22 protein-coding genes, 1 tRNA gene and 1 pseudogene are annotated in these 18,839 nt (G+C 63.9%); 12 read left to right on the forward strand and 12 right to left on the reverse strand.

The window, feature by feature from the left end; genetic code table 11:
• Positions 1-53: 53 nt before the first annotated feature.
• Entirely contained in the window at positions 54-248 is a 195-nt protein-coding gene (locus tag GCU68_RS05015) for a DUF7554 family protein (RefSeq protein ID WP_152939531.1), read from the forward strand.
• 60 nt (positions 249-308) lie between these two features.
• Positions 309-809 carry a 2'-5' RNA ligase family protein gene (locus tag GCU68_RS05020; RefSeq protein ID WP_152943589.1) on the forward strand — a complete coding sequence of 167 codons (501 nt, stop codon included), beginning with the start codon at positions 309-311 and terminating at the stop codon, positions 807-809.
• A 37-nt stretch (positions 810-846) separates the two neighbouring features.
• On the opposite strand, the gene GCU68_RS05025 is transcribed toward GCU68_RS05020, so the two are convergent.
• On the reverse strand, positions 847-3,018 hold the full coding sequence (locus GCU68_RS05025; protein WP_168927070.1) for an ATP-dependent DNA helicase: 2,172 nt from the start codon (positions 3,016-3,018) through the stop codon (positions 847-849).
• Positions 3,019-3,166: 148 nt separating this feature from the next.
• On the opposite strand from GCU68_RS05025, the gene GCU68_RS05030 reads away from it, so the two are divergent.
• Positions 3,167-3,721 (forward strand): metallophosphoesterase, encoded by a 555-nt coding sequence (locus GCU68_RS05030; protein ID WP_152943593.1) that lies wholly within the window; start codon positions 3,167-3,169, stop codon positions 3,719-3,721.
• 267 nt (positions 3,722-3,988) lie between these two features.
• Positions 3,989-4,114 carry a DUF7859 family protein gene (locus GCU68_RS21925; RefSeq protein ID WP_006065214.1) on the forward strand — a complete coding sequence of 42 codons (126 nt, stop codon included), beginning with the start codon at positions 3,989-3,991 and terminating at the stop codon, positions 4,112-4,114.
• Positions 4,115-4,120: 6 nt separating this feature from the next.
• Here GCU68_RS21925 and GCU68_RS05035 read toward each other — a convergent pair whose 3' ends face one another.
• Positions 4,121-5,143 carry a threonine aldolase family protein gene (locus tag GCU68_RS05035; protein WP_152939533.1) on the reverse strand — a complete coding sequence of 341 codons (1,023 nt, stop codon included), beginning with the start codon at positions 5,141-5,143 and terminating at the stop codon, positions 4,121-4,123.
• Between the two features lie 104 nt (positions 5,144-5,247).
• On the opposite strand from GCU68_RS05035, the gene GCU68_RS05040 reads away from it, so the two are divergent.
• The 3 genes from GCU68_RS05040 to GCU68_RS05050 all read left to right on the forward strand — a co-directional run bounded on the left by GCU68_RS05040 (position 5,248) and on the right by GCU68_RS05050 (position 7,157).
• Positions 5,248-5,475: a hypothetical protein gene (locus tag GCU68_RS05040; RefSeq protein ID WP_152939535.1), complete on the forward strand. Its 228-nt coding sequence runs from the start codon at positions 5,248-5,250 to the stop codon at positions 5,473-5,475.
• A gap of 72 nt (positions 5,476-5,547) precedes the next feature.
• Entirely contained in the window at positions 5,548-6,642 is a 1,095-nt protein-coding gene (locus GCU68_RS05045; RefSeq protein ID WP_152939537.1) for an aminopeptidase, read from the forward strand.
• A gap of 95 nt (positions 6,643-6,737) precedes the next feature.
• Positions 6,738-7,157 carry a universal stress protein gene (locus GCU68_RS05050; RefSeq protein WP_152939539.1) on the forward strand — a complete coding sequence of 140 codons (420 nt, stop codon included), beginning with the start codon at positions 6,738-6,740 and terminating at the stop codon, positions 7,155-7,157.
• On the opposite strand, the gene GCU68_RS05055 is transcribed toward GCU68_RS05050, so the two are convergent.
• From GCU68_RS05055 to GCU68_RS05075, 5 genes are all read right to left on the reverse strand, one after another.
• Positions 7,158-7,931, reverse strand: coding sequence for an SDR family oxidoreductase (locus GCU68_RS05055; RefSeq protein WP_193565070.1), 774 nt, complete (start codon positions 7,929-7,931; stop codon positions 7,158-7,160). It lies immediately after the preceding gene.
• 113 nt (positions 7,932-8,044) lie between these two features.
• On the reverse strand, positions 8,045-8,542 hold the full coding sequence (locus GCU68_RS05060; RefSeq protein WP_152939541.1) for a hypothetical protein: 498 nt from the start codon (positions 8,540-8,542) through the stop codon (positions 8,045-8,047).
• Between the two features lie 175 nt (positions 8,543-8,717).
• Positions 8,718-9,374 (reverse strand): alpha/beta hydrolase, encoded by a 657-nt coding sequence (locus GCU68_RS05065; protein WP_152939543.1) that lies wholly within the window; start codon positions 9,372-9,374, stop codon positions 8,718-8,720.
• Complete coding sequence (locus GCU68_RS05070; protein WP_152939545.1) at positions 9,371-9,991, reverse strand: VOC family protein; 621 nt, start codon at positions 9,989-9,991, stop codon at positions 9,371-9,373. The genes GCU68_RS05065 and GCU68_RS05070 overlap by 4 nt, the downstream gene beginning before the upstream one ends.
• Positions 9,992-9,997: 6 nt before the next feature.
• Positions 9,998-10,627: an NAD(P)/FAD-dependent oxidoreductase gene (locus GCU68_RS05075; protein WP_152939547.1), complete on the reverse strand. Its 630-nt coding sequence runs from the start codon at positions 10,625-10,627 to the stop codon at positions 9,998-10,000.
• 376 nt (positions 10,628-11,003) lie between these two features.
• On the opposite strand from GCU68_RS05075, the gene GCU68_RS05080 reads away from it, so the two are divergent.
• Positions 11,004-12,074: a glutamate-cysteine ligase family protein gene (locus tag GCU68_RS05080; protein ID WP_152939549.1), complete on the forward strand. Its 1,071-nt coding sequence runs from the start codon at positions 11,004-11,006 to the stop codon at positions 12,072-12,074.
• Between the two features lie 183 nt (positions 12,075-12,257).
• Here GCU68_RS05080 and GCU68_RS05085 read toward each other — a convergent pair.
• Both GCU68_RS05085 and GCU68_RS05090 read right to left on the reverse strand, forming a co-directional pair.
• Positions 12,258-12,332, reverse strand: a tRNA-Arg gene (locus GCU68_RS05085).
• Positions 12,333-12,378: 46 nt separating this feature from the next.
• Positions 12,379-12,756 (reverse strand): annotated as a pseudogene (locus GCU68_RS05090) (YccF domain-containing protein).
• A gap of 84 nt (positions 12,757-12,840) precedes the next feature.
• Between GCU68_RS05090 and GCU68_RS05095 the strand changes: the two are divergent.
• From GCU68_RS05095 to GCU68_RS05105, 3 genes are all read left to right on the forward strand, one after another.
• Complete coding sequence (locus GCU68_RS05095) at positions 12,841-13,461, forward strand: AAA family ATPase (protein ID WP_152939551.1); 621 nt, start codon at positions 12,841-12,843, stop codon at positions 13,459-13,461.
• On the forward strand, positions 13,458-13,871 hold the full coding sequence (locus tag GCU68_RS05100; protein WP_152939552.1) for an RNA-binding domain-containing protein: 414 nt from the start codon (positions 13,458-13,460) through the stop codon (positions 13,869-13,871). Before GCU68_RS05095 ends, GCU68_RS05100 begins: the two co-directional genes overlap by 4 nt.
• Positions 13,872-13,998: 127 nt before the next feature.
• Positions 13,999-14,940, forward strand: coding sequence for a CBS domain-containing protein (locus tag GCU68_RS05105; RefSeq protein ID WP_152939554.1), 942 nt, complete (start codon positions 13,999-14,001; stop codon positions 14,938-14,940).
• Positions 14,941-14,979: 39 nt separating this feature from the next.
• Here GCU68_RS05105 and GCU68_RS05110 read toward each other — a convergent pair whose 3' ends face one another.
• Both GCU68_RS05110 and GCU68_RS05115 read right to left on the reverse strand, forming a co-directional pair.
• The gene (locus GCU68_RS05110; RefSeq protein ID WP_152939556.1) at positions 14,980-15,954 is read right to left on the reverse strand and encodes a hypothetical protein; all 975 of its coding nucleotides are present in this window, start codon (positions 15,952-15,954) and stop codon (positions 14,980-14,982) included.
• 96 nt (positions 15,955-16,050) lie between these two features.
• A complete protein-coding gene (locus GCU68_RS05115) occupies positions 16,051-17,436 on the reverse strand; it encodes a signal recognition particle protein Srp54 (RefSeq protein WP_152939558.1) in 1,386 nt (461 codons plus the stop codon).
• 123 nt (positions 17,437-17,559) lie between these two features.
• On the opposite strand from GCU68_RS05115, the gene GCU68_RS05120 reads away from it, so the two are divergent.
• Positions 17,560-17,781 carry a type II toxin-antitoxin system HicB family antitoxin gene (locus tag GCU68_RS05120; protein ID WP_152939560.1) on the forward strand — a complete coding sequence of 74 codons (222 nt, stop codon included), beginning with the start codon at positions 17,560-17,562 and terminating at the stop codon, positions 17,779-17,781.
• A 98-nt stretch (positions 17,782-17,879) separates the two neighbouring features.
• Here the strand turns inward: GCU68_RS05120 and GCU68_RS05125 are convergent, their stop codons facing one another.
• A complete protein-coding gene (locus GCU68_RS05125) occupies positions 17,880-18,680 on the reverse strand; it encodes a sulfurtransferase (protein ID WP_152939562.1) in 801 nt (266 codons plus the stop codon).
• Positions 18,681-18,839: the final 159 nt, after the last annotated feature.

Below are 18,839 nucleotides of genomic sequence, written 5' to 3' on the forward strand. Positions count from 1 at the left end.
CTTTCCGACGCGAGAACGGTGTATTTTTCAGACCATCACGCTGAGACGAACGTATGCTCGATACACGCGGTGAACTCGAGGTCGAGACTCTCCTGAAGATCGTCCTCGGACTGGTCGCCGTTTTGCTCATCTTACAGATCCTGCAGGCACTGATTAGCGGGATCGCGAGTCTCCTCGGCCCGTTCTTTCTGCTCGTACAGATCGCAATCGCCGTCCTAATCGTCCTCTGGCTGGTCGACCGGATCTGAACCGCGCGAGCGTCGTCGGATCACCACACTCATACTCGAACCGCTCTTAGAATGGGGTACGTGTACAGCGTCAACGTCCCGGTCCCCGGTCGCGTCCGCACGCTCGCGAACGAACTCTATCCCGAACTCGTCGGCTTCGAACACGTCCGCGAGGACCACTCGTGTCTGCTCAAACGCCTCGGCGAGGCCGACCACGTCGCCCAGTTACAACATCGCGCCCATCGCGCGCTCGAGGGGGCGCCCGCGGTCGAAGCCCGGATCACCGAGATCGACTACTTCGAGGACCCACCGCTCGGCTCGGCTCCTGTCGTCTATCTCGCCGTCGAGAGCCCTGGCCTCGAGTCGATCCACGACGACCTCACCGGCGCGTTCGACATCGTCGACGGACTCGAGGGGGCCGACTACGTCCCCCACGTCACGCTGGCCCGCGGTGGGGACGTAGCGACCGCACAACGGCTGGCCGACCGCGAGATCGAGCCGATCGAGTGGACGGTCAGCGGCCTCGAGTTCTGGGATGGAACGTACAAACTCCCGGTGAGTCGGGTTTCGCTGCCGGCCTGACCGCGGCTGTCGCCTCTCGAGACGAACCGGGAACAACCTACGGGGCTGGCGGATCGCCGTCGTAGGCGTCGTAGTCGCCGTAGAAATTCAGCATCGCGAACTTCAGCTTCTCGGGATCGATATCGAGCAGTTCCTCGCGTTCCTCGTGTGGGAACGTGCTGTTGACGCTGTATCTTCCGAGCTCGGATTTGGCCGACCGCGAGTAGCGCCTGTCGAGCAGGGCGCGAACGCCGACGTCTTCCGGTGAGCGGATAACCCGGCCAAGCGCCTGTCTCGTCTTGCGAACCGTCGGAATCTCGACGGCATAGCGCCAGCCAGTTTCGGTTCCCTCGAACGCTGCGTCGTAGGCCTCTTGGACCGCCTCGGCTCGATCGTCGAGATGGGGATAGGGGACGCCGACCACCAGCACCGTCGTCGCGTCGTCGCCGTCGAAGCTCACGCCCTCCGCGAGGGTGCCCCACAGTGAGGTACACAACACTGCTCCGTCGTCCGCGACGAACCGCTGGCGCAACTCCTCGACCGACTCACCCGGTTCGTCCAGATACACCGTCTTCGACGAGCGGCGCTCGAGGCGGTCGGCGTAGCGCTCGGCTTCGCCGTAGTTGGGGAAGAACGCCAGCGTGTTGCCGGGCGTCATTCGCACGGCGTCGTGGATCGTCTCGGCGACTGTCTCCTGAACGGCTGGGTCGTCCCGATCCGAGGCGAACAGCGGCGGTGTCTCGACGGCGTACGTCCGCCGCCTGTCTTCGGGGAACTGCAACCCGTAGGCCATCGTGACCGGATCCTCGAGACCTAACACGTTCTCGGTGACGTCGAACGGCTGGAGGGTTGCGCTCATCAGGACGGTGCTCGAGACCTCGTCGAACAGCCGGCCGGTCACCTGTCGCGGCAGACAGGAGTACAGCTCCGCGCGGCCGTAGACCTCGTCGGTGCCGGCGTCGCGGGTGACGGCGACGACCGGGTACAGTCCCTCGGCCGTTCCCTCGTCGAGCCACGCGCTGACGAACGCCGCGGCTTGGAGGATCTGACACTCCGTTCGGGTCGCCGTTTCGCCCTCTCGATATGCTTCCTCGTACTGCTCGTCGAGTTCCTTCCCGAGTTCCATCGCGGCGTCTAAGTCGTCGTCGATCCCCCGACCGGAGTACCGCTGCAGGAACTCGAGCGTCAGGTCGTCGCGCCGATCGTCGTTAGCGATGGAGACGTCGGTCCAGCTCTCGCCGACCGCCTCACGATCGCCGAAGCCGAAAGAGCCCTCGTAAGTCTCGACCAGCGCGCGGTGAAACGCCGAGAGGACGTTGCCGGCGTCTTCGGCGCGCGGGTCGTCAGATTCGGCGAGTTCGTCTAGCGCCGAGTCGAACGTGCGCTCCGAGCAGGTTCGGGTGGCGTGCTCGCGGGCGGCGTCTTCGACGTTGTGGGCCTCGTCGAAGACGACGATGACGTCCTCGGGGTCGCGACCGAGCCAGCGGAAGAACTGCTTTCGGATGGTCGAATCGAGCAGGTGATGGTAGTTACAGACAACGAGATCGACGCCCTCGATCCCCTCTTTTAAGAGTTCGTAGCCACACAACTGCTGGCTGTCGGCGAACTCGTAGATCTCGTCGGGCGTGCGGACGTCCTCGAACAGCCAGCCGAAGAAGTCGTCCGTGTCTTCGGTCAGGTTGTTCCGATAGTAGTCACAGACGTTTTGCTCCTCGAGATCGTCGAGTCGCTCCTCGAGTGACTCGAGTTCGTCCATGACGGTGCTGCGGGCGTCGGCCGCGCCGCTGTCGCCGTCTTGACTCTCTGCGAGGAGTTCGCGCTGGCGGCGCTCGAGTTGGCGTTTGTCACGTTCGGTGTCGACGACCGCGCGGGTGTTGTCCCGCAGGGCCTGACACTCCTCGTAGCCGACGTCGATGTGACACATCGACGACTTGCCTTTGAACACGATCGCCCGAATCCGTTCCTCGCGGGTGATCGCGCGAGCCTCGGCGACGAACTGGCGCATCTGCTGGTGGACGTTCGTCGTAATGACGACCGTCTTGTCCTGCTCGCGGGCGACCTCGAGTGCCGGCACGAGCGACGAGAGCGTCTTGCCGGTCCCGCAGGCCCCCTCGAAGAGGATGTCTTGCCCGCGCGTCAACGCGTTGTGGATGCGATCCATCGCCTCGCGCTGATTCTCGTACGGCTGGTCGTACGGGAAAAAGCGCATGTACCCGGCAGTCTCGGACACGGTACGTGATTGGTCCTTCATTCGATAAAAGGGTTCGTCTCGGGCGACTCCGACACGATGACGAGGCGTGTCGATGGGCGGCGCAGTGACCAACAGCGCCGACGGCGATGGCGAAAGAATGGTCATCCCTCGACCTGTAGCCGACGGCATGATCGCGATCTTCTCCGATACGCACAGCCGCCGTGGACACGAACTCGAGGGTGAGGCGCTGGCCACAGCTCGCGAGGCCGATGTCGTCATCCACGCGGGCGACTTCACGAGTCCGGCCGCCCTCGAGGCCTTTCGGGACGAGTGCGAGCGGTTCTACGCCGTCCACGGGAACGCTGACAGCGCACCTATCCGGGACCGGCTGCCGACGGAGACCGTCGTCGAGGCCGATGGAATCCGCGTTGCGGTGACACACCGTCGCGACGGCGGCGAGATGGGACTGGCCATGTTCGGGCGCTCGAACGCTGCCGACGTTGTCGTCTCGGGCCACACCCACCGACCGACGGTCGTCGAGACCGAGGACTGTCTCCTGTTGAACCCCGGCAGCCACGCCGACCCACGCGGGAATCGACCGGGGTTCGCCGTTCTCGAGGAGCGATCCGACGAGCACGCAGCCGGGAAGACGCGGCTCGCAGGCGAGATTCGCCAACCGGACGGCACACTCGTGGAGTCGTTCGAGTACACGGTACCGGCAGGAACGAACACGGCGGAGTGAGGGGCCGAAAAACGGCGCGTCAGCGGGTGGTGGAGGGGTGATCCAGCGGGCGATCCGTCTCGACCACGGGAGTGGAGGGCGGCGATCGAGACGTATGCGTTGCTATACCCGCTGGATGGATATACACGGCGGAAGGTAAAACATCGATTTCAGTCATCGGCGATGACTGGTCAGTGTGGTTGTCGGCTGATCGATCGGTCCAGACAGTCAGACGACAACTCGACGTGGTCGAAACGGTTTTGCACACCGGTGCGGTACGGTTTCTGTATGCTCGGCTTCCTGCCCGACGATCCCGTCATCATCGCGGTCGTGGTGATCCTCCTGTCGCTGGTCTTCTTCTCGTACCTGCTGATCCGCCGAACGATCCTCGAGTTCCGCGATGGGATGCGCTGACGGCCGTTAGGCCGCGTCGAACACAGCGGTGAGAGCGTCGAGTGCGTCCTCGAGATCAGTTCGCGAGAGATCCCGGTGTGTACAGAGCCGGATCGTCGTCGCATCGAGCGCGGACACAGCCACGTCACGTTCAGAAAGCCGCTCGAGGACGGTCTCGGACTCGAGTCCCGTGTCAGTGAGGTCGACGAGGACGATATTCGTCTCCGGTGGCTGGACGTCGATGCCGTCGATACCGGCCAATCTGTCCGCGAGCAGGCGCGCGTGTTCGTGATCCACCTCAAGTTCTGAGACGTTCTCGAGGGCGCACAATCCGGGAGCCGCGATGAGTCCGGCCTGTCGCATCCCGCCGCCGAACAGTTTTCGCGTGCGTCGAGCACGTTCGATGAACGGCTCGCTGCCGGCGAGCATCGAGCCAACCGGCGCGCCGAGTCCCTTCGACAGACAGAACATCACCGAGTCGATGGGATCAGTGAGGTCGGTCGCAGGGACATCGAGTGCCGTCGCGGCGTTGAACAGCCGCGCCCCATCGAGGTGGACCGGCACGTCGCGCTCGTGAGCGGCGTCGGCTGCGCCGGTGATCCGATCGGGGGCGACCGCGAGCCCACCGCGGGCGTTGTGCGTGTTCTCGAGCCAGAGCAGTCCGGTCCCGGGCCGATGGAGATCCGCCGCGACGTACTCGGCGGCGACCTGTTCCGGCGACGGAACGCCGCGCGTTGCCTCGAACGTCCGAAGCTGCAGGCCGGCGTGCTGGGCGAGACCACCGAGTTCGTACTTGACGACGTGGCTCTTGCGATCCGCGAGCAGTTCCTGTCCTCGTTCGGTGTGGACGCGCGCCGCGATCTGATTTCCCATCGTCCCCGACGGCACGTACAGGGCAGCATCCATCCCTACCGCCTCCGCGGCCCGTGCCTCGAGGTCGTTCACCGTCGGGTCTTCGCCGTAGACATCGTCGCCCACGTCGGCCGTACGAGCAGCCTCGCGCATCGATTCGTCTGGTGTCGTGACCGTATCCGAGCGGAGATCGATCATACGTCGATCAACAGCCGACGGCAGGGAACCACTTACGGTCGTGCTGTTCGACGAGTTCATATGGACGACACCGATCGGCAACCGCGTAGTATCCAGCCGGACCGATGAGCCAGCGCGAGTCAGCCGAGCCACGTGGATACACGCGGGGCACACGTCTCGTCTCGGCGCTCCGACTCGCGGCCGTCTCGTTGCTCGTCGTCGGCTTCAGCGGTTGGCTGATCGACGACGGCGCAGTGGCCCTCGAATCGCTGTTTACGATCGCGTTCGGGCTCGGCATTGGCTGTGCGGTCGCATCGATCTATCTCGGCATCTTTCTGGCGAATCGTGACTGACCGCCGACTGATCGACCGCCCAAACTGTTCGATTCGAAAACGGTATCCCGGCGCTCGGGATACGTGTGACACATGGACCCACGTATCCGCGAACACGCCGAGATCATCGCGAACCACTCGGTCGACCTGCAGGAAGGGGATAACGTCATTATCGACGCCCATCCGGTCGCCGAAGACCTCGTCGTTGCCCTCCACGAGGTACTCGGCGAGATCGGCGCGAATCCGCTGACGACGAGCCAGCGGACGGGCACGCGCCAGCGGCGGGCGTACCTCCGCGCCGGCGACGACGAGTACGAAACGCCCGCGCACGAACTCGCGCTCATCGAGGAGACGGACGTTTACATCGCGATCCGGGCGAGCGACAACGTCACCCAGACCAGCGACGTCGATCCGGAGACCAGCGCGGCCTACCAGCAGGCCCACCAGCCGATCCTCGAGGAACGGCTCTCGACGCGCTGGTGTCTCACGCAGTTCCCAGCACCAGCGAACGCCCAGCTCGCCGAGATGTCGACGGAAGGCTACGAGGAGTTCGTCTGGGACGCTGTCAACAAAGACTGGGACGAACAGCGCGCCCACCAGGCGAACATGGTCGAACTCATGGACCCCGCCGACGAGATTCGGATCAAAAGCGGCGACACGACCGACGTGACGATGTCAATCGACGGCAATCCGACGCGAAACGACTACGGCGAGCACAACCTCCCCGGCGGCGAAGTCTTCACCGCGCCCGTCCCCGACAGCGTCGAGGGCGAGGTGCTGTTCGACATGCCGCTCTATCATCAGGGTCGAGAGATTACGGACGTCTACCTCGAGTTCGAGGGCGGCGAGGTCGTTTCCCACTCCGCGGCGAAAAACGAAGACCTGCTGACGGAGGTTCTCAATACGGACGACGGCGCGCGCCGACTCGGCGAACTCGGCATCGGGATGAACCGCGATATCGACCAGTTCACCTACAACATGCTGTTCGACGAGAAGATGGGCGACACCGTCCACATGGCCATCGGCCGCGCGTACGACGACACCGTCGGCGAGGGCAACGAGCAGAACGAAAGCGCCGTCCACGTCGACATGATCGTCGATATGAGCGACGACTCGCTGATCGAGGTAGACGGCGAGGTCGTCCAGCGCGACGGGACGTTCGTCTTCGAGGACGGCTTCGAGCAGTAAATCCACAACGTCCCCGAGCCGGCCCTCGACGACCGAAAACCGCCCGACGGGTCGGCATCGTCTGGCTTTATGAGTCCAGAATCAGTATCGGACGTATGGCAATCCTCGTAGCGTACGACGGTTCAGCGCCCGCACGCAAGGCAGTGGAACATGCCTTTGAAACATACCCCGACGAGGAGATCATCCTGCTGCGTGTCGTCGAAGCAGCGGAGGGCTCGACGGGAGCGGGAATCGAACTCCTGAAAGACATGTTCCGAGAGCGCGAGGAAAAGATCTCCGAGAGATTCGGCGACGAAGTCTCAGACATCGTCAGCACTGATGACGTCGACTTCCGCACGGAAACGGCCGTTGGCCAACCCGCTCGAGAAGTCATCGAATTTGCGGACGAGAACGACGAGGTCGAGCACATCATCATCGGCAGTCACGGGCGGGACGGCGTCTCGCGGGTGTTACTCGGCAGTGTCGCCGAAACCATCGTCCGACGGTCTCCTGTCCCCGTGACCGTGGTCCGGTAATTACTGCGAGTTCGTCATTCCACCGTCGACGACGAGCGATTCACCGGTCACGTAGTCCGAGAGATCACTCGCGAGATACAACGCCGCGTCCGCGACGTCTTCGGGCTGGCCCGCGCGTCGCGATGGGATCGCCTGCAAGAAGTCCTCCTCGGCGTCGGTGCCCATGATCGGGAAGTCGTCGGTTGTCATTGTCGTTTCGATCAGGCCGGGGTGGATCGCGTTCACCCGAACGCCGTCGGGCCCCAGCTTCGCCGCCATTGCGTACGTGAGCAGTCGCACCGCACCCTTCGTCCCACAGTAGGTGACGAACTCGCCCGATCCCTCGAGGCCGGCGACCGACGAGAGATTGATGATCCGGCCGCCGTCGGCCTCGACCATTCGCTTTGCCGCCGCTTGCGCGCCGAAGAAGACGCCTTTGACGTTGATATCCATCATCCGACCGAAGTCGTCTTCGTCGACCTCGAGGAACTCCTCCCCGTGGAAGATCCCCGCGTTGTTGACCATTACGGTGACGCCGCCGAACTCCTCGGCGGCCTCGACCGCCGACTCGAGGTCGTCGACGTTCGTGACGTCGCACTCGACGAACGTCGCGTTCGCGTCCGTTTCCGCCTCGATCAGTTCGTGGGTCGGCTCACCACCCTCTCGAGGCGACTCCTGAATATCCGCGACGACGATGTCGGCCCCTTCCTCGGCGAACCGACGAGCGATCGCACGCCCGTTCCCGCTTGAGCCACCTGTCACGACCGCAACGTCATCTGTGAGCATTGGAGACATTACACACAGCACTACGTCACAAACACCGATAACGGTATTTGCGTATCACACGCCGCGATAACGGCTACTGCTTCAGCCTCACACTCTCTCGAACGAGTTACAACGGTCGACAACTAGTCGTCGATCACGCGAACCGATCCGATCTGGCGTGCCTGCTGGTACTCACAGAGGTAGTGTTCCATCTCGGGTGTCGCCTCGAACGCGAGCGTTTCCACCATCCCGACAGTCTCGTTGCCGTCGGTCGAGTACTCCTCGACGACCTCGCTGTCTTCGTCCCAGAAGGCGATGTTGTGATGGACGCCGTCCATGTTCTCCCACGTGATCTCGTACTCCCGGCCGGACACGAGCACGAGCGTCGGATTCTCGACGCGGTCGATCGCGGGCGGTTCGACACCGACCCAGCCGCCAACGTAGCCGTCGAAGACGATCTCGTCGACGTCTCGCCACGTCTCGGGATCAGTGTCTCCCTCGAGCGACTCTGCCGCGTCGACGACGGGTTCGGGCTCGTCGGGTTCGGCCTCATTACCCAGACAGCCGGTGACGGAGACTGCTGTGAGTGTTCCAGCCACGCCCGACAGGAACGTCCGTCTGTCCGTGCTGTTCGGAGTCATTACTGAATGTATACCGTTGAGTGGCATAAGTTCCATCCCAACGACGGCACGAGCGTCATCTACAGTGACTGTCTCTCGAACTGACTCGGTGAGTTAGACGGGCTGCTATCCCGAGTTCCCGGTGGCCTCGCAGGACGATCGCGGGCACACCGACACTGACGAACAGGGGTCCGTATCAATCCTCGAGGAGGGCCGCAACCATCCCCGAGACGAACTCGAGTTCGTCCTCGTTGACGCCGTGGCCCATCCCTTCGTAGAGCCGTTTGGTGACGTCGGCGTGCATCGATTCGAAGGCGTCGGCCGTCTCGTGAACGCGTTCTTCGGGGATGTGCGGGTCGACATCGCTACAGCCGAGGAACACGGGGGTCTCCTCGAGGTCGCCAGGATACTCGTCGTCGAGGGCCTCGCCGATGAGGCCGCCGCTCAAGGCGGCGAGTCCGCCGTAGCGTTGCGGGCTGCGAGCGACGAACTCGCTCGCGAGACACGCCCCCTGCGAGAAGCCGACCAGCATGAGCCGGTCGGCCGGAATCCCCGCACTGTCGGCCTCGTCGATCGCATCCGCGATCGCCTGCAGTCCCGACGTTCGGCCGGGTTCGTTCGCTTCGACGGGTGCGAGAAACGAGTTCGGGTACCACGTCTTTCCGGCAGCCTGCGGCGCGAGCAGGGCGACGCCGCCGTGGTGGAACTCGTCCGCGAGTTGGAGCATCCCCTGTGCGGTCGCCCCGCGGCCGTGGGTGAGCACGATCGCAGCCGAGGCGTCCTCGAGGGGCGTGCCGCCGGTGACGAGGGGCTGGCTCTGGTGGGGCCCGTCGACGCCGGCGTCGGCGCTCATTCGACACCACCGACGCCAGCACTCGCCTCGGGCAGGTCGTGTTCGACGACCTCGAGGCCGAGCGCCTCGATGGCACCGCGGAGGTGTTCGTCTTTGGCGTAGTCGGCCCCGTCGTCCTCGCGGAGTTCCTGGGCTTTCGCGAGGATCTCGCCGCGGCGGTCGTCGGGAATCTCGTACTTGTCCGTCGAGAGTTCGATGACCAGCCCGTTGTTGTCGCGGGTGTAGATCGAGTGGAAGATGCCACGGTCGAAGACGTTGTAACCGTGGCCGGCGTCCTCGAGCGCCTGCATGGTGTCTTCGTACTCGTCGGGATCGACGCTGAAACAGAGGTGGTGGACGGCGCCGACGCCGGGTCGCTGGCCGCGAGCGGAGGGGCGGTCGTCGCTCACGAAGAAGGTGAGGATGCGCCCGTCGCCCGTGTCGAAGAACAGATGCGTCTGCGAGGGGTCGTCGAGGTTGGGCTGGCGCAAGACCAGCGGCATTCCGAGGAGGTCACGATAGAACTCGATCGTCTCGGCCTCGTTGCTTCCCCAGATGGTGATGTGGTCGGTTCCGGTCGTGTGGACAGGGCTGTCGGGCAGTTCGGGCGTGACTGGATTCGGCGTGTCGTTGGACATAAGTGGTTACTCCGCAACGAGGTCGCCGAAAACGCGCTCGGCGTCCGCGGGAACGTCGAAGTCGTGGTAGTACTCGCCTTTGATGCTCGAGAGGATGTTAAGCGCTGCGGCCGCACCGTCGCCGACGGCGATGGCGGCCTGCCACTCCTCGGGACGGACCATCGCGCCGGTCGCGTAGACGCCGTCGACGCTCGTCTCCATGTCGACGTCGACGTCGACGACGTCCGTATCGGTGAACTCACAGCCGAGGTCGTCGGCCAACTCGCGATTGGCACCCGTCGCGAGGACGACGTAATCGGCCTCGTACTCGCCTTCGTCGGTCTCGACGATGAAGCCGTCCCCGGACTCGCTGACGGCGGTTACGGGTTCGTCTTGCCGGCGGTCGACGCCGAAGTCGTCGACCTGCTGGCGCGCCGTGGCCATGAACTCGCTGCCGCCGACGGAGCCGATGCCGAGATAGTTGAACAGGTGAGCCTTGTGCATCCACGTTTCGTCGGTATCGAAGACCGTCGTCTCGAGGCCGTTTTTCGCGGTAAAGAGGGCGGCGCTCAGGCCGGCTGGGCCGCCGCCGGCGACGATTACAGAAGGCATTTGCGTCGAGCCATCGGCGTCAGTCGAATCATCGGTGTCGGACATGTGTAGTTACACAATGTTACTGCAGGGGTATGAACCCAGCAGAGACGTTAGAACAACCACGTAACACGAGTGTTACTGGTCTACGGAGGCTACCACACACGGCAAAGCGCCCCTCTGACGCCATATCCACAGATTCGAACGAGTGCGGTGCTGCTTTCGGCCATCAAAAGGTGGTTGCTACCATATAACATGGCCCTTGCACGCGAAAGCTCAACCGGTTCACGTGATCGCTTCCTCTCCAGAGTACAGAAGCGATCGACTCGACGACCAACCCCGGACGTCCGTCGGGACGGCAACGTCCGACGGACCATCGTCGACGACCGGGCCCAGTGACGACCGTTCGAGGGCCACGCACTACCCATCAACGGAGATCCCTATGAATACCAGCCTCGAAGTAGAGTACTGGGTCATCGACGACGCCGGTGACCTGGTCGCTCCCGGACCGCTGCTCGACGCCTCGGCACAGTTCGATCCCGAGTTCGTCGAGCCGATGCTCGAGATCAAAACGACGCCGTGCTCGTCGATGGTCGAACTCCGCGAGGAGTTCCTCGACCACATCGGAAGCGCCGTCGACGCCGCCCGTGACCAAGGTAAACGGCTCGTCCCGCTGGCGACCCCTCTCCACGCGAGCCCCGCCGAGATCCCCTACCGTGAGAAAGAGAGCACCGACGTCCAGCGCCGGATCGTCGGTCGATCGTTCGACGACGCCCGCGTCTGTGCCGGCACGCACATCCACTTCGAGCGATCGAACGTCGTCGACCAGTTGAACACGCTGACCGCACTCGACCCTGCGTTCGCACTCGTCACCAGTTCGTCACACTACCGCGGCGAACGCATTCTCGAGTGCGCCCGGCCGTTCCTATACCGCCGCTCGTGCTACGAGCACTGTCCCGAGCAGGGCCAGCTCTGGCCCTACGTCGACAGCGTCGACGAGTGGGAGCGGCGGCTCGAGGCCGCCTACGAGGGCTTCCGCGAGCGCGCGATCGAACACGGAGTCGACCCGCAGACGTTCGACGACGCGTTCGAGCCGTACGACGCGGTCTGGACCCCGGTTCGACTTCGAAAAGCGATGCCGACCGTCGAGTGGCGCTCGCCCGATGCCACCCTCCCAACCGAAATCCTCCAACTCACGGAAGCGGTCCGCTCGATCGTCACCCACGCCGACGCCCGCGGCACCACCGTCGGCGCTGAGTCGGCCACCGGCGCGGTCACCCTGCCCGCGTTCGACACCGTCGAATCAGTGACCGACGCCGCGATCCACGACGGCCTCGAGGATTCGGCCGTGACGAGCTACCTCGAGGACCTCGGATTTACGCCGTCGGCGTACGACCCGCTGGCGACTCGGCTCCCCGACTCGCACCTGTCGAAGCGGCAGGCGAAGCAGTTGCGGTTGGAAGCAGCGAAGCGACTCGAGGCTGATCTCGGAACGCGCCGCGCTCGAGCCTAAAAATCGTAAACGAGGGTCACTCGAGAGTTGTTGAGTCCGGAACAACACCTTAACCTGCTTGATTGTGCCAATAGACGGCACGATGGGATTTGAACCACGCCGTCGGCTCGCTTCGCTCGCCGCCGTCTAATTCAAACCCATCTCAGTATCCTGCTGTCGCTCACGAGTTGTTCGCGACAGCAACGGGCACGATGGGATTTGAACCCACGACCGTCGGATTAGAAGTCCGACGCTCTTTCCGGACTGAGCTACGTGCCCTCGAGTACGAGTCCACGGTGAATTGGCATAAACAGTGTGGATTCGCTCAGCCGTGAAAGCGGTACAGCGACGTCACGAACGGCAGTCGGTTGATCATCCAGATGGCGATCGGGAGGCCGATGATCGTCACCGCGAGCAGGGCAGCCAGGTTCGCCCAGAGAAAGCTGAGCCACCAGCCGACGAGGACGAAATACAGCGCTCGAGTCACGAGCGAGTGCTGGCCGCGAGCCAATTCGGGCTCGGTAAACGAACGTGGTTCGGCCAGCGTCAACACCGTCGGGACGAGGTTGATCAGCTTGATCCCGAGCGGAGCGAGGATGATGGTGACGTTCAGTGCCCACGCGAGGTTCACCACGACCGGCGTCGCTCACCAGCCGATGGCCAGAAACCAGAGCGCCCGCACCACCAGCGACCGTTGTGCCATAGTCGGAAAAAGCAGGATGCAGAGATAGGGGTGTCGAAACGGCGAACACAGCGTTTATGCACGTCTCGGCGGTACCCTCGAGCAATGCACGTCATCGGAACAGTGGGGCTTCCCGGCAGCGGGAAAAGCGAAGCAGCTACCGTCGCACGCGAACACGGCATCCCGGTGGTGACGATGGGCGACGTCGTCCGTCAGGAGACGGCCGACCGTGGCCTCGATCCGACGAAAGACCACGGCAGCGTCGCCCAGGCACTGCGCGACGAAAACGGACCGACGGCGATCGCCGAGCGTTCACTGCCGATGATCGAAGATCGCCTCGAGAACTACGAGGCGGTCGTCGTCGACGGCATTCGCTCCGATGCCGAGGTCGATATCTTCGAGGAACGCTTCGGCGAGGCGTTTACGCTCGTCAGTATCGAAGCGCCGTTCGAGGTGCGTGCCGAGCGCATCGACGCCCGCGGCCGTGACGCAGGCGCAGACGACGGTGGCGAGGGGCTGGCGGCTCGCGACGAACGCGAGCGCAGTTTCGGGATGGACGACGCGATGGACCGCGCCGATGTCGTCGTCGAGAACACCGACTCGCTCGAGGCGTTTCACGACCGAATGCGAACGATCATCCGGGACGAAGCCGGACAGGCCGGCGACGAGGACGAATCGGAACCGACACCTGAATCCGAATCGAACACGGAAGTCAATCAGCCATGACTGACATCTACCGCGTGGACGTCGAAATCACGGCACCGGTCTACGATACGGAGGTCACGAGTCGCGTCGTCGACGCCGTCTCGAACATCTTTCCGAACGCCGACATCGAGGAGGAGTTCGGCGAGATCAGGGCCGAAGCCCACGCGATGGACCACTTTTCGGAGCTGTTGCACAAACAGGAGATCCTCGATACCGCCCGCGGCGAGTTCTTCGCCAATCGCGAGGGCGATCGCTTCTCGTTTGCCCTCAAAAAGCAAGCCGCGTTCGAGGATCGCGTGAACTTTTCGGTGGGTGAACCGGACGAGCTCGGCGAGATCAGCGTCCGCGTGCGCGTCGAAGAGCCGACCCTCGAAGAGTACATCGACCACATTGCCCCGCCGACGGAAGACGGCCGCCCGATCGAAGGTTGAACGTCCGACTCGAGCACTGTCGCTGTCGCGTCCGCACTGCCGTGTGTCGGAGTGACGCCGCCGATCGTGTCCCCGCACGCTCGGGCAGGGACAGGGATGATAGGGAGCCAACACGTACTGCGAGGCGATGCACGAGTCACTTACTGCCTCGGAGATCATGGTCACCGACGTCGTCACCGCCTCGCCCGGCGCGAGTGCGACCGACGCTGCGAGACTGCTGCGCGATGAACACGTCAGCTCGGTCGTCGTCGTTCGCGACGAGACCCCCGTCGGCATCGTCACAGAAGGTGACTTCGCCACCCAACTCTGCGAGCGATCCGACCTCGGCAGGACCAAACTGAGCGATGTGATGTCAAGCCCACTCGAGACGATTACACCTGAGACGGCCATCGTCGACGCGGTGGCACTCCTCCGGGCCGAAGGCATCGAACACCTGCCGGTCGTCAGCGACGGTGGAGACGATGATTCAAGCACGCTCGTCGGGATCCTCACGACGACGGAGCTGTCCTACTACGTCCCGCATCTGGCCCACCAGACGGGGGGCCTCGAAGCCCGGAAGCCGCGACGGCAGGTTCGAACCGATACCCAGTACGAACGCGACGACTGGTCGTTCGAGTACCATGGCGAGGACGAGTCGACTGTCTCCGTCGGCGACGTCGCCGAGTTCTCGAAACCGATCTCCGACGACGACGTCGCGTCGTTCGCCGAGGTCACGGGCGACACGAACCGCCTCCACTTGGACGACGCGTACGCCGCCGAAACTCGCTTTGGCCGACGGATCGTTCACGGCATCCTCGCGAACGGCCTGATCAGCGCCGCGCTGGCTCGACTCCCCGGGTTGACGATCTACCTCTCACAGGAGAGTAGCTTCCTCGCGCCGCTGTCGATCGGCGACCGCGTCACGGCCGTCTGTGAAGTTGTCGGCGACCTCGGCGAGTCGAAGTACCGGATCGAGACGACCGTCGTCGACGGTGATGGAACGACAGTCCTCGAGGGCGATGCCGTCGTTCTCATCGACGAGTTGCCGCCGAAAGCGGCGCTCGAGGGGGACGCAGCGACGGCCGACTGACCGAGGTGGGACGCTCGCGTCCCCACGGGTGTATCGATGCTACTGTGAGCAGTCCCGCGCGGCTTCGAGTGCCCGTTTGCCGTCCTGCTGGCGCTGTTCTGCGGTGATCGGATCGCCGGCGTCCGCCGCAGCGGCCCCGTCCTCGAACGCTGCCGCCACGGTCTCCAAGTGGTCGCTCTGGCAACTCGCCGTCTCGAAGTATGAGACGAGACCGCTCGGCGGGTTCTCGTCTCCCTCGAAGGTCGTCGTCGCCGCCTCGAACGCCGCTTTGGCGTCGGCGAACGTCGTCTGTGCCTGCTCGTAGTTCTCGTCGTCGACGGCGGTCTGTCCCTGTTCGAGGGCCTCGTAGCCCGCGAGCATCGCTTCGAAGCCGTCGCCAAGTGTCGAAAGCGAGTCCACGACGTTCTCGAGCGTCGAGATTCCGTCCTCGAGATCCGCATAGTCGATCCGTGCAAGGTCCTCGAACCGGTCTTCCTCGAGCGTCTCGAAGTCGGCTACGACCTCGTCGTGTCGCGTCTGTGCATCCTCGAGCGTCGCCGTTCGGGTCTCGAGGGTGTCGGTTGCATTCTCGAGATCGCCGTCTTCGTCGATCGCTGCCGAGATCGTGTCGACGGCGTCGCTGAGCGTCTCGTCCGTGACCGTGTCGGTCACGACGACCAGCCCCTCGAGGACGTCAGCGTACGTCCGCAGGTCCTCGACGTCGGCCTGCCGGTCATCGTCCAGTTCGGCCGCGGCGGTCTCGAGGTGGTCGCGGGCGTCGTCGATCAGGTCGGTTGGCACCGCGGGATCGAAGTCGATCGATTCCGGGTCGTCGATGGAGTCGTCGACCCGCAACGCGAGCGCTGCCTCGTTTAACTTCCCCGTCGCGCGGTCGAGTGCTCTCTCGCCGGCTCGGTCGGCGACCTCACTGCCCGTGTCGTCATCACTGTCGGTGAGATCGCCGAGACATCCCGCGAGCGTGGTCACCGCGCCGGCACTGACGCCGGCACGCATGAGATACTGTCGACGGTGCATCGTTACTCGATCATACGTCTAGAAACGTATGAACGTAGTGGCACGCCCGGAGCGCACGGAGATCGATACTCGGTCGGAGAATAGGAAAGAGCGGTCTCAGAACGGGCCCATGCCGCCCATGCCGCCACCGCCGCCTTGCTGTTGCATCTGTTTCATCATGCGCTGCATCTCTTTTTCCGAGCCCATGCCCTGGAACTGCTTGATCGTCTTCTCCATCATCTTGTACTGCTGGAGCAGTTCCCGGACTTTCTCCTCACTGGTGCCCGAGCCGCGGGCGATGCGTTCGATCTGGCTCGCACCGATGGCTTTCGGATACTCTTTTTCGGCGTCGGTCATCGAGTCCATGATGACGCTGAAGGTGCGCATCCGCTCCTGGGTGACATCCATCGCGTCGTCGGGGAGCTGGTCTTTGATCCCGCCACCGAAGCCGGGGATCATGTCCATGACCTGATCGAGCGGCCCCATGTTGTTCATCGCCTCCATCTGCTTTTGCATGTCATTGAGGGTGAACTGGCCCGAAAGCATGTCCTCGGGCTCCCAGTCGTCGTCTTCGACTTGGGTCTGCTCCATCGCGCGCTCGACGCGCTCTGCGAGCTGGCCGAGGTCGCCCATGCCGAGCAGCCGCGAGATGAAGCCGTCGGGCTCGAAGCGCTCGATGTCCTGGACCTCCTCGCCGGTCCCGAGAAACGCGATCGACGAATCGGTCTGGTCGACTGCCGTCAGCGCGCCACCACCTTTCGCCGTCCCGTCTAGTTTCGTGATGACGACGCCGTCGATGCCGATCGACTCGTCGAACTGCTGGGCCTGCTCTTTCGCGCCCTGTCCGATCGCCGCGTCCAGCACGAGCAGCGAGGTGTCTGGCTCGACGACGTCCTCAATCTGCTCGATCTCGTCGATCAGGTCCTCCTCGAGCGCGTGGCGACCCGCCGTGTCCACGATGTGGACGTCGGCTTCGCTGGTTGCCTCGAGTCCCTTGCGGGCGATTTCGACGGGGTCCTCGCTGTCGGGGTTGCCGTAGTAGTCGACCTCGGCGCGGCCGGCCATCTCCTGGGCCTGCTCGTAGGCACCGGGTCGGAACGTGTCCGTCTGGATCACGGCGGGACGAAGCCCCTTCGTCGAGAACCACCAGGCCATCTTCGCGGCGGAGGTCGTCTTCCCCGACCCCTGCAGGCCGGCAAGCAGGATCGTCTGTTCCTCGAGTGGCAACTCGGTCGACTCGCCGATAAGGGCGACCAGTTCCTCGTAGACGATCCGGAGGACGAAATCCCGCGCCGGCGTGCCGGCTGGCGGCTCTTCTTCGAGTGCGCGTTCTTTGATGTTGTCCGACAGCTCCATCACGAGCGAGACGTCGACGTCGGCGGAAAGCAAGGAGCGCTGAATCTCCTTGACGATCTCCTCGATGTCTTCCTCGCTGATGCGTGACTTCCCGCGAAGTTTATCTAAAGTGCCCCGCAGAGAACTGCCGAGATCGTCGAGTACCATTTGCTCGATGTACGGGACGACGTCGTTAAAGGCTTTTTCTACTGTTCACTTCGCTCCACGGCGCGAGGCGCCACCCGGGACAGCGCCGGAGCGTATTTCAACCGACCGTGACAACGTTTCCGTATGACCGCCGATGCGGACGTCGATCCGAGCGAGTACGACGCACTCGCGGACGCAGACGTGACGATGCGCGAAAACGACCACGGCCTCCACATCGCCGACGACGAAGTCACCGGCGTCTCGAGTCAGGGACAGACCCCCGAAGAGGCCCTTGCAAATCTCGCCGCCGCAGTCGAATCCTACACCGAGGCGACCGACGACGATCCGGGCGACGACTGGCTCTGAGACGGTCTCCTGTAGTCACGTGCCGCCAATCGTCGATCCCGTTCTGTCGATCAGCGGTACACAGTTACAGCAGTCCGTCTGAGCAGTCACCGAGTCGCTCACTTCGCGACCGGCCCCGTCTCGACCTCGCCGTCGCGTGCCAGCCACTCCGTCAGACTCCCCTCGTAGAACGCGACGTTCTCGTAGCCGAGTGCCCGGAGCACGACGTAGGTGTGGCTGATCCGCCGAGCGGTGTTGCAGTAGAGGACGATTTCGCGGTCGGGCGTGATGCCGGTCGACTCGAGGACGGCCTCAAGTTCGGACTCGGGTTTCAGCCCGCGCGTCTCGTCGTCGACGGCCTCCCGCCAGTCGAACCGAACCGCACCCGGAATCCGGGCCTCCTCGAACTCGTCTCGATCGCGCGTGTCGACGAACAGCGCGCCGCGCTCGAGGGCGTCCGCGACGGCGTCGAAGCCGATCAGTGGACTCTCTTCGGGGGAGAGCGGGTCGGGGTCGTAGCTCGTCGGTTCGATCTCGGGGACGGCGCTCGTCGTCTCGCGGTCGCGGTTCCAGGCGCTGTAGTCGCCGTCGAGCAGGCGCACGTCGTCGTGGCCGTACTCGAGGGCCGTCAGCACGAAGCGGGCAGCGAAGACGCCGTGAGTGTCGTCGTAGGCGACGATGGTGTCGTCGGGAGCGATTCCGGCATCCGAGAGCAGTGCTGCGAAGGCATCAGCACCGGGAAGGGTCCCGCGATCGACGTCAGAATCGTCGCGATAGCTGTCGAAGGGAATACTTACAGCACCGGGAAGGTGTCCGATACCGTCGTACTCCCAGGCGTCTCTGACGTCGACGAGACGTATCTGTGGGTCCTCGAGGTGCGTCGCAAGCCAGTCGGGGGAAACGACGACGGATTCGTCCATCGAGTGACCGTTCCGGAGCGACCCCCGAGAACACACCGATCCCGGCACCACTCCCCTCGGTACCGAGATTGCGGCAGTAATTTCCGTTTCGGTGGAACGCGTGCCCCGAGTGATCGGTGATAAGACGGGGAATGCTCCGACAGACGAGTTCGGACGGGG

The sequence above is a fragment of the Natronorubrum aibiense genome (assembly GCF_009392895.1).
In the GTDB taxonomy this organism is placed as follows: domain Archaea; phylum Halobacteriota; class Halobacteria; order Halobacteriales; family Natrialbaceae; genus Natronorubrum; species Natronorubrum aibiense.

Bases quoted from the DNA above. Each gene is read 5' to 3' on its own strand.
- GCU68_RS05015 (WP_152939531.1), top strand. From the start codon at position 54: ATGCTCGATACACGCGGTGAACTCGAGGTCGAGACTCTCCTGAAGATC.
- GCU68_RS05030 (WP_152943593.1), top strand. From the start codon at position 3,167: ATGATCGCGATCTTCTCCGATACGCACAGCCGCCGTGGACACGAACTC.
- GCU68_RS21925 (WP_006065214.1), top strand. From the start codon at position 3,989: ATGCTCGGCTTCCTGCCCGACGATCCCGTCATCATCGCGGTCGTGGTG.
- GCU68_RS05035 (WP_152939533.1), bottom strand. From the start codon at position 5,143: ATGATCGATCTCCGCTCGGATACGGTCACGACACCAGACGAATCGATG.
- GCU68_RS05040 (WP_152939535.1), top strand. From the start codon at position 5,248: ATGAGCCAGCGCGAGTCAGCCGAGCCACGTGGATACACGCGGGGCACA.
- GCU68_RS05045 (WP_152939537.1), top strand. From the start codon at position 5,548: ATGGACCCACGTATCCGCGAACACGCCGAGATCATCGCGAACCACTCG.
- GCU68_RS05050 (WP_152939539.1), top strand. From the start codon at position 6,738: ATGGCAATCCTCGTAGCGTACGACGGTTCAGCGCCCGCACGCAAGGCA.
- GCU68_RS05055 (WP_193565070.1), bottom strand. From the start codon at position 7,931: ATGTCTCCAATGCTCACAGATGACGTTGCGGTCGTGACAGGTGGCTCA.
- GCU68_RS05060 (WP_152939541.1), bottom strand. From the start codon at position 8,542: ATGACTCCGAACAGCACGGACAGACGGACGTTCCTGTCGGGCGTGGCT.
- GCU68_RS05065 (WP_152939543.1), bottom strand. From the start codon at position 9,374: ATGAGCGCCGACGCCGGCGTCGACGGGCCCCACCAGAGCCAGCCCCTC.
- GCU68_RS05070 (WP_152939545.1), bottom strand. From the start codon at position 9,991: ATGTCCAACGACACGCCGAATCCAGTCACGCCCGAACTGCCCGACAGC.
- GCU68_RS05075 (WP_152939547.1), bottom strand. From the start codon at position 10,627: ATGTCCGACACCGATGATTCGACTGACGCCGATGGCTCGACGCAAATG.
- GCU68_RS05080 (WP_152939549.1), top strand. From the start codon at position 11,004: ATGAATACCAGCCTCGAAGTAGAGTACTGGGTCATCGACGACGCCGGT.
- GCU68_RS05095 (WP_152939551.1), top strand. From the start codon at position 12,841: ATGCACGTCATCGGAACAGTGGGGCTTCCCGGCAGCGGGAAAAGCGAA.
- GCU68_RS05100 (WP_152939552.1), top strand. From the start codon at position 13,458: ATGACTGACATCTACCGCGTGGACGTCGAAATCACGGCACCGGTCTAC.
- GCU68_RS05105 (WP_152939554.1), top strand. From the start codon at position 13,999: ATGCACGAGTCACTTACTGCCTCGGAGATCATGGTCACCGACGTCGTC.
- GCU68_RS05110 (WP_152939556.1), bottom strand. From the start codon at position 15,954: ATGCACCGTCGACAGTATCTCATGCGTGCCGGCGTCAGTGCCGGCGCG.
- GCU68_RS05115 (WP_152939558.1), bottom strand. From the start codon at position 17,436: ATGGTACTCGACGATCTCGGCAGTTCTCTGCGGGGCACTTTAGATAAA.
- GCU68_RS05120 (WP_152939560.1), top strand. From the start codon at position 17,560: ATGACCGCCGATGCGGACGTCGATCCGAGCGAGTACGACGCACTCGCG.
- GCU68_RS05125 (WP_152939562.1), bottom strand. From the start codon at position 18,680: ATGGACGAATCCGTCGTCGTTTCCCCCGACTGGCTTGCGACGCACCTC.